General features: G+C 63.1%; 10 protein-coding genes. 4 read left to right on the plus strand and 6 right to left on the minus strand.

Annotated elements, in window-relative coordinates; all coding sequences use genetic code 11:
- Positions 1-24: 24 nt before the first annotated feature.
- On the minus strand, positions 25-1,701 hold the full coding sequence (locus VFA60_01790) for a ChaN family lipoprotein (GenBank protein HZQ90505.1): 1,677 nt from the start codon (positions 1,699-1,701) through the stop codon (positions 25-27).
- A 113-nt stretch (positions 1,702-1,814) separates the two neighbouring features.
- Between VFA60_01790 and VFA60_01795 the strand changes: the two genes are divergently transcribed.
- Positions 1,815-2,426: a UbiX family flavin prenyltransferase gene (locus tag VFA60_01795; GenBank protein ID HZQ90506.1), complete on the plus strand. Its 612-nt coding sequence runs from the start codon at positions 1,815-1,817 to the stop codon at positions 2,424-2,426.
- A gap of 21 nt (positions 2,427-2,447) precedes the next feature.
- On the opposite strand, the gene VFA60_01800 is transcribed toward VFA60_01795, so the two are convergent.
- The 4 genes from VFA60_01800 to VFA60_01815 all read right to left on the minus strand — a co-directional run bounded on the left by VFA60_01800 (position 2,448) and on the right by VFA60_01815 (position 7,773).
- Positions 2,448-2,873, minus strand: coding sequence for an NUDIX hydrolase (locus tag VFA60_01800; protein ID HZQ90507.1), 426 nt, complete (start codon positions 2,871-2,873; stop codon positions 2,448-2,450).
- Between the two features lie 25 nt (positions 2,874-2,898).
- Positions 2,899-3,462, minus strand: a complete 564-nt coding sequence (locus VFA60_01805) for a hypothetical protein (protein HZQ90508.1) — start codon at positions 3,460-3,462, stop codon at positions 2,899-2,901.
- A 70-nt stretch (positions 3,463-3,532) separates the two neighbouring features.
- Entirely contained in the window at positions 3,533-5,905 is a 2,373-nt protein-coding gene (locus tag VFA60_01810; protein ID HZQ90509.1) for an adenylate/guanylate cyclase domain-containing protein, read from the minus strand.
- A complete protein-coding gene (locus VFA60_01815; GenBank protein HZQ90510.1) occupies positions 5,902-7,773 on the minus strand; it encodes a hypothetical protein in 1,872 nt (623 codons plus the stop codon). Before VFA60_01815 ends, VFA60_01810 begins: the two co-directional genes overlap by 4 nt.
- A gap of 355 nt (positions 7,774-8,128) precedes the next feature.
- Here VFA60_01815 and VFA60_01820 point away from each other — a divergent pair, with 355 nt between their 5' ends.
- The 3 genes from VFA60_01820 (at position 8,129) to VFA60_01830 (ending at position 11,610) form a co-directional block, all read left to right on the plus strand.
- Positions 8,129-8,446 carry an antibiotic biosynthesis monooxygenase gene (locus VFA60_01820; GenBank protein HZQ90511.1) on the plus strand — a complete coding sequence of 106 codons (318 nt, stop codon included), beginning with the start codon at positions 8,129-8,131 and terminating at the stop codon, positions 8,444-8,446.
- A gap of 176 nt (positions 8,447-8,622) precedes the next feature.
- On the plus strand, positions 8,623-10,569 hold the full coding sequence (gene ligD, locus VFA60_01825; protein ID HZQ90512.1) for a non-homologous end-joining DNA ligase: 1,947 nt from the start codon (positions 8,623-8,625) through the stop codon (positions 10,567-10,569).
- Positions 10,570-10,776: 207 nt separating this feature from the next.
- Positions 10,777-11,610, plus strand: coding sequence for an alpha/beta hydrolase (locus VFA60_01830; protein HZQ90513.1), 834 nt, complete (start codon positions 10,777-10,779; stop codon positions 11,608-11,610).
- A gap of 136 nt (positions 11,611-11,746) precedes the next feature.
- On the opposite strand, the gene VFA60_01835 is transcribed toward VFA60_01830, so the two are convergent.
- Positions 11,747-12,895 carry a hypothetical protein gene (locus tag VFA60_01835; GenBank protein HZQ90514.1) on the minus strand — a complete coding sequence of 383 codons (1,149 nt, stop codon included), beginning with the start codon at positions 12,893-12,895 and terminating at the stop codon, positions 11,747-11,749.
- Positions 12,896-13,179: the final 284 nt, after the last annotated feature.

The raw sequence follows: 13,179 nt of genomic DNA on the forward strand, positions 1-13,179 counted from the left end.
ATCACACAAAGGACACGAAGAGAATCAAGCCGCAAGCACTTTTTTCTTCGGCATGCGGGTGCGGCGGACGGCGACGAAGTACGCGGTCCGCGCGGCGCCGGGCTGGTGCAGCGCGCGGCAATAAAGGCTGCGCAGGAAGCGCTTGCGCACGCGTCCGGCGACATAGGCGCTGTAGAGCTGGCTGCCCAGCAGCTTGCCGAGCATCTCAGCCGCAAAGCGGCCGCGCGCACCGGGAAGGAGTACGCCCTCGCGCATCAGCGGCGGCACGTCGAGATACGCGCTCAGGTTGCTCTCGTAGTCCTTGTGCATCACCAGAAAATCGGCCACGTGCATGTATTCACGATAGGTGCAGATTCCCTGCTCTTCCACCGCCTCGCGCGTTTGTGTGTAGAGCGCGTAAAGGTCCTGCTCACGCACAATCGGCCGCGCGGGATAGAGCACGCGCGCGGCAAAGTCGGCCAGCGCGTGCTCCATGGTGCGCACGTAAAACGTGTCCTCCGGGCCAAGATCGCCGGCAGCCGTGCGGACCGCGAGGGACCCACTGCAGGCATGATGGAGAAAGCGGGCCGCGTCCTCGGAGCCATGCGCAAGCTGAAAGTTGCGCACGAACAAAGTGTTCAGGGCCGGCACGTAGAAACTGCCGCGCTCCGCAAGTCGATCGAGCGCTTCGCGAACTCCAGACTCTGACGCGCCGGTGCGCAGCATGCGGCTGCGGACCTCGTCGTTCCCTGAGCGAGCCGACACCGCGGGCAGCAGGTCCACCAGAAATTGCGCCCGGGCGCCGGTCTGCGGCGAGTAGCGGTCGATGTTGAAGAAGCGCAGCAGCGCATCCACCAGGTTGTAGAACGTGGGCGCAAAGTCGGGCGGGGCAGTGTCCTGTCGCCAGCGCTCGATGCACAGCCGGTAGCTTTCGTACTTCTCCAGCGGCGTTGCCGTGAAGACGCAGGCCACGTCAGGCGCCACGCGCACTGCTTCCACACGCTCGCGCCGCTCGCCTGTGGCCTGCCAATAGAGAGCGTCCACATTCTGCAGCACGGTGAAGACGCGCTCCCCGGGAAGCCGCGAGCGGACTTCGGCGGGCAGATGTGACGGCGCCAGGTGTGACTCGCCAAACAGGACCAGCACAATCGCATCGGGATGCCGTGCGCGTATTTCCGCCAGCTTGGCGGCGGCGTGGCGGTCGCGGGCGCTGATGCGGCGCAAATCGTCGCGCGGCATGCAATCCAGCCCGTAAAGTCCGGCAGCGTGCCGGCGCGCGCTTTCCAGGAGCGCCAGCAGCGGTTGCCAGTCATAACCCCAGTCAAGGTCGAAGCGGATGCGGTCGCGCAGTTCGGCTTCGTCGACTTCGCCGCGCATCCATTCATCGAGCGCGGCCTGGTCACGGGAGAAGACCGTTTCGAGGCCCAGGACCACCGGACGCGCCCGCGCGGCCTCGAGCTGCTCGAGCAGCGCGCATGCCAGGCGCTGCGAGGCCGGCAAGGCGTGGTAATCACCGATCAGCACGACGCCCGAGCTGAGCAGCGCGTTTTGCAGCTGCGCCGGCGTGAGGACACTCTCGTAGCTTGGAAAAGCCTCTGCGTACTCCCGTATGTATTTTCGGCGAGTATGCGAATCGCTGCTGCGGATGGCGCGCTCCACCTGGACCAGCGCATGGCGCTCGGCGGCGCTGCGCCGCATCCGGATTGTCACCTGCGAGGCCATGCTGGCGAGCGTCGGCGAGGCAAAAGCCGGGTCGGTTCGCGGCCGCGTCACACGCCCGCGGCTGCCGGCGCGTGGCCGCAAACGGCTTCTGCTACAGTTGGATGCGAATTTCGATGAGCGCAGCACCCCAGAACCTTACCGTGGCCGCCACCGGCGCCAGCGGCTCCCTGTTTACCCGCGAACTGCTCCGGGCACTCGAAGAAGACGAGCGCGTCCAGACCGTGAACTTCATCCCGTCCGACAACGCGCTGCGCGTCTTTGCCGAGGAGCTCGGGACCGGCGGCCGCAGCAACGTCATTGCCAAGCTGCTGGGGAAGAAGTCTGGCAAGATCGCGCTGCAAAACAACGACGACATCGGCGCCAACGTGGCCAGCGGCTCCTATCCCGCCGACGCCATGATTGTGCTGCCGTGCAGCATGGGCACGCTGGCGCGCATCGCCCACGGCTACGCTTCGCGGCTGATCGAGCGCGCCGCCGACGTCTGCCTGAAGGAGCGGCGCCCGTTGGTGCTGTGCGTGCGCGAGACGCCGCTGAACAAAATACACATCCGCAACATGTATCGCGCCGCCGACGCGGGCGCGACCGTTTTTCCCCTGATTCCCAGCTTCTACAACAAGCCCGCGTCGCAGGAAGAGATGGCGCGCGAGTTCGCCAACCGCGTGCTGGCGCACCTCGGCCTGCGCCAGCCGGGCGCCTATGAGTGGAAGGGGAAAGGCAGCCGATAGCTGCCCGCTTCTGGCTGCCGGCTAAGAGCCGAAACCCTTGCCAATCACCTCGAGAATGGATGGACGAAGGTTGAGTGCGATCAGTTCCTCGCGTGCGAACCAGCGCGCGTCGGCTGCGTCGCCGGAGGCGCGCAGCTCTCCGCCGGTGACGCGGCAGAGAAAATCAATCAGTACATAGTGAAATTGCGGTTTGCCGCTGGCGTCGGGGAAGATGCTGTCGTAAACACCGAGGACATCTGTGGCTCTGACCGTGAGCCCGCATTCTTCGCGTGCTTCGCGCGCGGCCGCGGCGCGCAGCGTCTCGCCCAGTTCCACCGCTCCGCCCGGTACCGACCATTCGCCTTGGAGCGGTTCAGTGGCACGGCGAACGAGCAGCACGCGCTCGTCTTCAATGATCACCGCGCCGGCGCTGACGATGGGGCGGTCGGGATAGCTGCGGGAGTCCAAATCTTTCACCGCGGAGCCGCAGTGTCTAACTGAAGAACCCTCGCGGGCTGAAATCGGTGATCTTCCAGCCTTTGCGGCCGCGCTCCATCTCGAACTTCACCTGCGACGACTTGCGGATGGGCGCGTTGCCGTTCTTGGGCAGCTCTTCCATTTCGAAAAGCACCATCACCACCGCTTTCTCACCCTCCACCGAGTTCTGCAGGATGCGGTAGTGAACGCGGAAGCCTTCGTAGCGCTGGAACATGGCTTCAATCTGGTCTTCGAAGGTGAGGCCGCCATCCATCTTCTCCAGGTCGAAGGCGCTGAGCATCAGGCGCTGGCTGTGGCCCTCGAGGCCGTCGCGCACGAGGCCGAGCACGTCGTTGGCCACGGCGGCGGAGAACATGCTCGTGTTGAGTTCGTCGTCCTGCTTGCGCTCCTTCTTCTTCTTGTCGTCTTTCTTCTTGTCCTTGGAGTCTTTGGACTGCGAATCCTTGGACTGCGATTCCTTGGACTGCGAGTCCTTGGACTGCGTGTCTTGCGACAGCGCGGGATTGGCAAGCGATACAGCGATTAGCAAGCAAAAGGAGACGATCAGGCGGCGCATCATGGAAGCGAGCTCCGGTTGGGCTGAGATGCTGCGGAATTGTAGCCCGTCGCGCGCCCGCTTCGCCACGGCGCTACTTGCTTTTCGCCACGTAAACACCGTCCCACTGCGGATCGGGCGCCTGCTTCAGGTACTCGTGCGAGCGCTTCAGGAAGGTGTGCGACGGGCCGTCGTCGGGATAGCGCGAGAGCAGTGCTTCGAACTTCTGCACGGCTTCGTCCCAGGCCTGGCGGTAATAGGCCTGCTGCGCGCTCTCCCATTGCGCCAGCAGATCGGCGTAGCGCGGTGCGTCTTTGGGGAAGGCCATCAGCTCGTAGATGCCCACCGGCTTCAGCTTGCCCTTCACGCGGATGCGATCGAGCGGGCGGAAGATGAAGTGGTCTTTGGCGCGCGTCCAGGTGAATTCGCTGACGATGCGCACCGTGTGGTAGTCCTTGTTCTGGCCCTCCAGGCGCGACGCCAGGTTGACCGGGTCGCCCATCACCGTCCAGGCAAAACGCTTGTCGGAGCCCATGTTGCCCACGTTGACCAGGCCGGTGTTGATTCCGATACCGATCTCCAGTTGCTTGCGGCCTTCCGCTTCCCACTTGAGGTTGAGCTCTTCCAGCCGCGCCGACATCTCCAGCGCGCAGCGGCACGAGCGGACAAAGTGATCATCCTGCGGGAAAGGAGAGCCCCAAAAGGCCATCACCGCGTCGCCGATGTACTTATCGAGCGTGCCCCAGTTGCGGAACAGGATGTCGGTCATCTCGCCCAGGTATTCGTTCAGCAGGTGCACCAGCTCGTCGGCGGTGAGACCTTCGGCGATCGTCGTGAACGACCGGATATCGCTGAACATGATGGTCAGGTCTTTGGTCTCGCCGCCCGCGCGGAAGTACTTCTGCGGGTCTTTTTCGATGAGCGCAATGACGCCGGGCGAGACGTAGCGCGCGAACGTGCGGCGGACCTTCCGCTTCTCGCGCTCCTCGAAGATCATGCGGTAGCTGGTGATCGAGCCGTAGTTGGCGATGAGCACCGACGCCGGCACGACAACAAACAGCCACATCCCGAAGTGCACGAATGCGAAGCGCACCAGCCACAGGAAGGTGAGCAGCGCGCCGGCTGCGGAAAGCGTGGCATAGAGCGGCTTCACGTGGCCGAAGACGTATCCCATGCCGAGGCCGAACAGGAGGATGAATGCGATGTCGATCATCTCCTGGTTGAGGCCGCGGCGCAGGAAGCCGCGCGCCGCCTCGTCGTTGTGCAGCAGGTTGTCGAGCACGTTGGCGTGGGTCTCCACCCCCATGTAGCCCTGGTCCTGCTTCTGGTATGGCGTGGAGCGCAGGTCGCCGATTCCCTTCGCCGTGGCGCCCACGATCACGATCTTGTCCTTGAAGGTCGAGGCCGGCACGGTGCCGTCAATCACGTCGCCCATCGAGTAATGCTGGTAGGTCTGGAACGGGCCGGCGAAGTTGATGAGCACCGTTCCGTCGGGCGCGGTGAAGAACTTGTGCGGGCCCATCTCGATGCGCTCCAGGCCCGAGTCGGCCATGTAGCCCACGGTGGATTGCGGCTTGATGTCTTCGGCGACGCGCAGCGTCTCCAGCGGCAGCGACGGATACCACTCACGGTCCTTGTAGAGAATGAGTAGCGTGGCGTGGCGCACCGTGCCGTCGGAATCGGGATTCACGTCGTAAAAGCCGTATGACTTTGACGCCTCTGCGAGCAGGCTCATGTTCGGCAGCACACCCTGCGCGACCAGGCCGCCTCCCCTCTGCCAGGCAACGCGCGGATCGAACTGGTTCCTGTCGTCAACCTTCACCATCTGCGCGAAGGGATGGCCCCAGAGGATGTTGTAGTACTCCTCGATCGCCTTCTCGTTGGTGCGCTTGATGCCCTCGGGATCGAGGAAGCTGTGGCCCAGGATGACGTTATCGGCGCGCTTGAGCGACCCGGCCAGGATGGCATCGTTGTCGCTGCTGCGCTCGATCTCGCGGATCTTGTCGAGCACGGTGGCGGGCGCGGCCGCGCCCAGCTCGGCCCGCAGTTTGTTCAGCGCGTCGGTGGCGGAGTTTTTCTCGGGCGTGGGAAAGCTGACGTCGAATGCCGCGACGGCGGCGCCGCCTTCCTTGAGCCGGTCAATCAGCCTAGCGTAGCCGCTGCGCGGGATCGGCCAGGCGCCGACCTTTTGCAGCGTTACATCGTCAATGCCGATGATGACGATTCGCGGATCATGCTCGCGCGGGCCGCGGCTCTTGAACAGCGCGTCCAGCGAGCGCTGTTCCACGTTCTGAAGAAATCCGAAGATCGTGCCGCGCGTCCCGGTGGCCACGAACGCGTACACGCCCAGGCCCACCAGCGTCATTGCGACGGCGAGTCCCACTTCGACGCGGCGCGCGGGAATGCGCTCGAACGTCTTCACCGCTTTTTCTTTCAGCGGAGCGAGCAGCCTGGCTAGGGGACTCATTTGCCGCGCCGCCCAAACTTGTACACGAGGGTCACACCGAACGACCGCTCATCGAAGTTGGGGGAGTTCCGGTAGAAGTTGCTGTTGCGCTCAAAAGCAAAGGTAATCGTCGTGTTCTCGTCGTTGAGCCACTTGTAGGTGAGCGCCGTCTTGTAGCTCGGGCGGCTGTATCCCGCCGGAACCAGCGTAAGCCCCGTCGGCGAAAGCGCCGGCAGCGTGGCGGAGCTGGAGCGATAGCTCGCCTCCATGATGAACCACTTCGGCGGCTCCACGTAGAAGCCCACGATCGCCAGGCGGTTGGAGTCGTAGTCGAGCAGGAATTCCAGCGGCGTCGTGGTCTGGCCGATGCGCGGGCGCTGCGCCTGGCGTTCCAGCTCGATGCGCATGTTCGGGTTGATGTGCCATCCGCCCAGGTCGTAGACACCGCGCAGGCTGGCGTACCAGCGGTTCGTGTTCGAAGTTTGGCTTGCGTCGATCAGGTCCACCGCCTGCCGGCGCTCCCAGCCAACCGTCAGGAAGGTGGAATGATACGGAATCGTCAGCTCGGCGAACGGAATGCGCACGAAGCGCTCCACGCGGCAATCGGTGGCGCCGTTGGCGCAGTTGCCCGTGAAGGCGAAGGCGTCAACGTTTCGCTGGCGGTAGCCGAACTCGAGCAGCCCGCGGCGGTAGAAGCCCAGGTCGTGCACGACGAAGCGGACTTCGGGCTGCAGCAGGCGCGTCTCGAACTGGAGCTGCTGTTTCAGGTCGTCGTTGGAGCGCCGAACGGTGCTGTCCAGGGTGAGCCAGTCGAGCACGTCATAGGAGGCGCGCAGCACCGAATCCTGAAGGTCGGCGATCTGGCGCGCATTGATGGAAGCAAAATTCGGTTCGTACCTGGTGTAGGAGCCGCGCAGGTTGAACTTGCCTCGACGCCAGCTGCTTTCCAGGCGTCCGCCCCAATCGCCCTGATAGCCGAGTCCCGCCTGCGGAATGCGGTCGTCACACGGCGCGGGACAGCTGGCCGAGCTGCGCGTATCGAAGTCGGTGCTGGACGCGGCAATCTCACCCTCCATGCGGAAGCCGGGACGCTGCACTTTGCCGTCGAAGCTGAACACGCGGTTGCTCGCGGGCAGCGGCGGCGTGCCCAGCGTCGCCGGTGGCAGCGTATCCACGCGATCATCGCTGGACGAGAAGTTAAGGCCGAAGGTGTTTTCGCGACCGACCTTGCGTTCCAACCGGAAGCCCGAGACCAGCGAGGTGTACGGCCGTCCGGGAAGGCAGCCGGTGGTCACGCTGGCGGTGCACAGCTCCTTGTAGAACGAGCCGTAGCGGTCCACGAATGCGCCGCCGATGGTGGTGAGTTTCCAGACGTCGTTGAACTTCCAGGAAGCGTTCACGCCCTTGATGTTCTGATTGAACGTCAGGCGCGAGAGGCTGACCAGCGAGTCGCCGAAGATGTACTCGTCGCGCGGGCCGTAGAAGCGCAGATACGCCTTTTGCAGGCTGTTGTGCTCAGGATCGATGCTGGCGTCGTCGGTGGCCCGGAACATGGTGAGCACCTGCATGCGGCGCGTCACCAGGAAACGGCGGTCCATGAAGTAATTGAACTCGCCCAGGTTGTTCTGGCCGTCTACGCGGAACGAGCGGGTCTTGTCGCCGCCGATTTCGGTGGCGCGGGTCATCAGCCGGATCTCGCCGACCTCCTGGTCGCTGCCGGCGGCGACGGCGTTGCCCACTTCAAACGTCGCGGCCTTGGGCTTGTTGAGCTCGGCCTCGGAGGGCTTGGCCGGCTCCTGCAACGGGGACGTCGGCTGCTGAGGCGCTTGCTGAGTTTGTTCCTGGTCGCGGCTGGTTAATTCCTGGGCGGCCAGCGGTGCTGCCAGCATCGCGCCGCAGAGAAGGACTCGGATGAGACGCATATGACCCCGGGGCTATCGCCACCGCTCTGGTTGCGGCAGGCGGCCGCTTACTTGTTGAACCATTGGGGGATAATGCCGAACAGAGTACCTCAAAAACGGCCACTGTCAATTACAGAGTTGTAGTCCGGCCTAAGGTGCGGGCCTCAGGCTTTCCACAGGTGTGGGGCGTATAATCCGTCCCCGTCGAGCAGTCGTCGGAATCCAGTCAACCCACCCTTCCCCCGCCGCAGGCAGGCCCCTGCCGGGCGGCGAGGCGTTCGTTTTTCGAGCAAGGCAAACTAAAACAATCCAAACTCGCGCCATGCGAAAGGAGAGTCTCCCCATGTTTGCTCGCCTCTTCCAAGCGGATGTCAAGACCGACAAGCTGCAGGAGTACACCAACCGCGTTCGTCAGGAAGTGGATACCACGATCAGGAAGCAGGCAGGCCTGCTGGAGCTGATCAGCATGACCTCGGAATCAAATCCCGGCCGCGTGGCGGTCATCACCTTCTGGCGTACGCCGGCCGACGCCGAGAACTACAGCCGCAACGTGGCGCCGCGCGTGCACGAGTCCATCAAGCCGTTCCTGAAGACAACACCTACCATCGAGCACTTCAACGTGGACGTGACCACCGGCAGCAAGATCGCGGCCGCGGCATAGGCGATTCACTCAGCGCGCAAGCGCAGAAGGCGGGCTGCGGCCCGCCTTTTCAGTTGACGGTTGCCAGTTGCCCTTTTCAGTTGTCAGTTGCCGTTGGCCAGAAAAACCGGCCGGTAGTGATCTGGCAGCCGGCAACCGGCAACTGCCCTCCCTGTCGTACACTCATCTAACCTGCCATGGCCCTGGAAGAATACAGGCGCAAGCGGCGCTTCGAAGCAACGCCCGAGCCGCCCCCCAGGGTCGAAAAGAGCGGCCAGAGCCGCTTCGTCGTGCAGCGCCATCACGCCACGCGTTTGCACTACGACTTCCGCCTGGAGATGGATGGCGTGCTCAAGTCGTGGGCGGTGCCCAGGGGCCCTTCGCTCGATCCCGCCGACAAGCGCCTGGCGATGCAGGTGGAAGATCATCCGGTTTCGTACTTCGACTTCGAAGGCGTGATTCCGCCGGGCAACTATGGCGCGGGCACCGTGATGGTGTGGGAAGTGGGCACATGGGAGCCCATCGGCTGGGACCACAAGGCCAAGCGTCCCACGGGCAAGCCTGGTGACGCGCGCTCCATGCTTGAGGCGGGCGACCTGAAGTTCCGCCTGCACGGCAAACGCCTCAAGGGCGAATTCGCGCTGGTGCGCATGCGCTCGCGGCGTCCGGGCAGCAAGGGCACCGAGTGGCTGCTCATCAAGAAGAAGGACGAGTACGTCGTTCCCGGCTACGACATCGAGAAGCAAGACCGCTCCGTCCTGACCAGGCGCACCATGGACGAGATCGCCGCCGATGCCGGCTCGAAGACGTGGCAGAGCAGTCGCCCGGCGGCCGCGGCGGCCAAGGGCGGCAAACAGGCATGGCTAGCGCCGACGCTGGCCAAGCTTGCCCGCCGAAGGGCATCCGACGCGGCGGTCGCAGAGGACGCAGGGGGCGCGGAAAAGAAAGACGGCGCCAGCCGCTCAAAGAAACCTGCTGCGCGCGACATTGCTGCCGCACCGAAATCCGCGCGCGCTAAAAAAAAAGAAAGAACTGATTCCTCCGCGCTCCTGGCGTCCCCCGCGTCCTCTGCGTTAAGGGCCTTGGGCCCCCTGCCCGGGGCGGCGCGGTCGGCCATGCCGCGCAACATCCATCCCATGCTGGCGACTCTGGTTGACGAGCCCTTCGACGATGACGACTGGCTCTTCGAGATCAAGTTCGACGGCTATCGCGCCGTCACGTACCTCGAAGACGGCAGGGTTCGCCTGTTCTCGCGCAACCAGAACGACATGACGGCGCAGTATCCGGAACTGGCCGAGATCGCCGCCTGCGTTCGCGCCAGGGAAGCCGTGCTCGACGGCGAAGTCGCCGCGCTCGACGAGAACGGGCGTCCGTCGTTCAGCCTGATGCAGCAGCGCACCGGCCTCGGCCACGAGGGACGGCGCATCGGGCGCGGCGATTCCGGCGTGCCCATCGTGTTCTACGCCTTCGACCTCATCTACCTCGATGGCTACAACCTGATGAAGGTGGACTGCGAAAAGCGCAAAGACCTGCTGCGCCAGGTCCTGAAGACCACCGACCGCGTGCGCTACTCGGAGCACTTCGTCGGGCGCGGGCGCGACCTGTACAACGCCGCGGGGCAGCAGGGGCTCGAGGGCATCGTCGCCAAGCGGCGGCGGAGCTGCTACGAGCAGAAGCGCTCGCGCGACTGGCTGAAGATGAAGATCACGCGCGAGCAGGAGTGCGTGGTCGGCGGATACACCGATCCGCAGGGCTCGCGCCCGTACTTCGGTTCGCTCGTCCTTGGCCTCTACGGCGACAAGAAACACCTGCTGCACGTTGGGCAGGTGGGCAGCGGGTTCGACCAGCGCACCCAGCAAGACGTCTGGGAAAAACTTCAGAAACTCAAAACAGCACATTCGCCGTTCTATGGCGCGCGCGACAGCGTGAAGGGCGTCCACTGGTTGAGGCCCAAGCTCGTCGCGCAGGTGAGGTTCACCGAGTGGACACACACGCTCGAACTCGGCCCCCTCGGCGGCGGCCCGAAGATGCGCGCTCCCGTTTTCCTCGGCCTGCGCGCTGACAAGCGGCCGGAAGACTGCGTCTTCGAGCTGGAGAAGCCGGCGACAGAAGAAAAACGCAAGGCCGAGCGCGGCGACTCTTAGCTCGCCCCCACTACTTTTTCTTCCATCAACCGCCGTCCACGCCGCGCAAATTGTCATCCCGGGAGCGCGCTTCAGCGCGACGAGGGACCTGGGTTTGATCACACGCAAAACTTGAAACATGAAACCTGCCTTTTGCTACACTCCCCCGCCATGCGCGCACTCCTTCATGTCCTTCGTGCGGCCTCCGTGTCTTTTGTGGTTGGCTTTTTGTTCGCTGCGAACGCGTTTGCCGCCGGTCCCAACGTCATTCCCGTATGGCCCGGCGCGGCGCCGGGTTCGGAGAGCTGGAAATACGACGAGACGACCAGCGTCGGGCCCAGCGATGGCCTGCGGCGGGTGGGCAACGTTACGCGTCCGACGCTGACGGTGTTTCTGCCCGACAAGACGCTTGCCAACGGCACGGCGGTGATCGTCTGCCCCGGCGGCGGATTCCGCTGGCTGTCGGTGGACCACGAAGGCGCGGCTGTCGCGCAGTGGCTGAACTCGATCGGCGTTACCGCGTTCGTCCTCAAGTACAGGCTGATGCACCAGGGGGGGCCCGGAGAAGACGACCAGGCCTGGATCCTGGAGCAGCGCAAGACCGTCATTCCCCTGGCAGTCGCCGACGGCCAGCAGGCGATGAAGCTCGTCCGCGCCCACGCGGCCGACTACGGCATTGCTCCCGATCGCATCGGCATCATGGGATTCTCCGCCGGCGGACACGTGGCCGCCCAGGTCGCGCTGAAGCACGACGCGCAAAGCCGCCCGGCATTCGTCGCGCCGATTTATCCCGGTCCGCCCATCGAGCCGGTCGTCCCCGCCGACGCGCCGCCGCTGTTCATGGTGCACGCCGACGATGACAAGGGCGTCTCCACCGCCGACAACAGCATCCCGCTGTACCTGGCGTGGAAGAAGGCGGGAATCCCCGCCGAGTACCACATCTACTCGCAGGGCGGACACGGCTTCGGCATGCGCAAGCGCGGCCTCCCCGTGGACTCATGGACGGATCGGCTGAAGGATTGGCTTGACGCGCAGGGGCTTTTGAAGAAATCGGCCAATTGAGGAATCGGGTAAGTGAGTAGACCACACCCCCACCCCGGGCGCCTATTATTCGTTTCAAGCACTAGCGGGCGCTATTTCGGCAAAGTATCGAGCGCCCGGAGTTTAAGACCGAGGTCTTAAACCTAAGCGGTTGGGCCTATTTCGGAGCAGCGGCGGCGCTCCGGTTCACTTCGCCGACAAGCAATTGGATTCCGTTGTCAGTTGCCTTCAAGAAAATGAAACGGTCGTCAGCTGGGCAGCCCCATCCCAGCCCGATTGGGGCTGAAACGCTATATCGGCTGACCGATTTGCCACTGCTGCGATCAACGAGGGCGTTGTATATCTGGAAACCCTGCTCCGGGCTGCGACCTTGCTTTGTAAACTGGACTAGCCATCCGGCCGGTGTCGAACGGACGGAGTTGATATACGCCCCTTTCACGAGTGGCTTGACCGCAATTTGGCGGACGTCACCAGATGGGTCAACCTCGAAGATTGGTGCATCTTGCTGCCTTCGCACCAGCAACAGGTCAGGTCCATCGGCTACGATCTCACTGGTTGCTAATGCTGACTCGAGAGAAGGGCTGGCCGTCATTCTTGAAATCTGAATCGGATTGCCAGAACGTATGGAGCTAGCCGTGATGTCATTCGTAACAGTGACGTATCTTTCCAGTTGCCCATTCGGTCGGAGCAGCGCGATTACCGGCTCGTTCTTGTCTCGATCTATTCCGCTAACAAGGAAATAGCCGTCGGCGAACTCCCCGAATTGAAATATATGAAAGGGTACATCTAATCTAACCATGCCCACAAACTGCCCATTCCAGTCGAAGCGGGTGATGTACTGTCTTTCATCACCTACTTCCTGAAGCACCTCCTGCTCCTCACCGTTCTGTTTGTGTATCTTCAATCTCTGCGAACGAACATTGACAGTCGTGCGAGCTAAAATCAAGACGGCCTTGTCCGTCGGAAAGAATGAGCCGGCCCTCGGCATATGCAAATCGCTAATCCGGTCCATGCCAAATCTTGTGACACTTCCGTCGACTTTAACCGCAGCGACATCCATTACAGACATCGCTGTCGCGAATCGCAGCACAATGGTTCCGTTCGGTGAGCACTTCAGAGGTAAAGCAAAGGCCGGCCCAAGCGCGCCCACTACACTTAGACTAGAAGTAATCGTGATCGGAATCGTAGGCAGCTCCTCCGACGCGGCCGACCTCAGATCGGAATTGGGGTCTGCCAACTCTTGCTGCGCCGACAAGTTCGTCAGCACCAGAGAGAGTGCGACCGCCACGCCTACGAGCCGCTGCATATCTCAACCCCGCTTTCGTATGTTTCTGCTGCTTGGCATATTCAAGAGATAGCCAGCCGGAAGATATACGCCGGAGCAAGTTGGAATCACCAGCTCTTCATGCTCCGCTAGCCGTGCGAATCTCTTCCTCGTCTTCTCATTGCGTAACATGCCGCTGAGGCAGCTTCCGTTACCTACATAGGTTGTCCTGCTATCATTGTTCGCCTCCTTTGGACTTTCAGTCGGCTAACTTTAAACCAGATTACGATTTCCGCCGATCAGATCCGGCGTGACATGGCGTGTTT

The sequence above is a fragment of the Terriglobales bacterium genome (assembly GCA_035651995.1).
In the GTDB taxonomy this organism is placed as follows: domain Bacteria; phylum Acidobacteriota; class Terriglobia; order Terriglobales; family Acidobacteriaceae; genus DASRER01.

Excerpts from the sequence above, each read along its gene's own strand:
- VFA60_01790 (HZQ90505.1), bottom strand. The coding sequence starts at position 1,701 with ATGGCCTCGCAGGTGACAATCCGGATGCGGCGCAGCGCCGCCGAGCGC.
- VFA60_01795 (HZQ90506.1), top strand. The coding sequence starts at position 1,815 with ATGAGCGCAGCACCCCAGAACCTTACCGTGGCCGCCACCGGCGCCAGC.
- VFA60_01805 (HZQ90508.1), bottom strand. The coding sequence starts at position 3,462 with ATGATGCGCCGCCTGATCGTCTCCTTTTGCTTGCTAATCGCTGTATCG.
- VFA60_01810 (HZQ90509.1), bottom strand. The coding sequence starts at position 5,905 with ATGAGTCCCCTAGCCAGGCTGCTCGCTCCGCTGAAAGAAAAAGCGGTG.
- VFA60_01815 (HZQ90510.1), bottom strand. The coding sequence starts at position 7,773 with ATGCTGGCAGCACCGCTGGCCGCCCAGGAATTAACCAGCCGCGACCAG.
- VFA60_01820 (HZQ90511.1), top strand. The coding sequence starts at position 8,129 with ATGTTTGCTCGCCTCTTCCAAGCGGATGTCAAGACCGACAAGCTGCAG.
- ligD (HZQ90512.1), top strand. The coding sequence starts at position 8,623 with ATGGCCCTGGAAGAATACAGGCGCAAGCGGCGCTTCGAAGCAACGCCC.
- VFA60_01835 (HZQ90514.1), bottom strand. The coding sequence starts at position 12,895 with ATGCAGCGGCTCGTAGGCGTGGCGGTCGCACTCTCTCTGGTGCTGACG.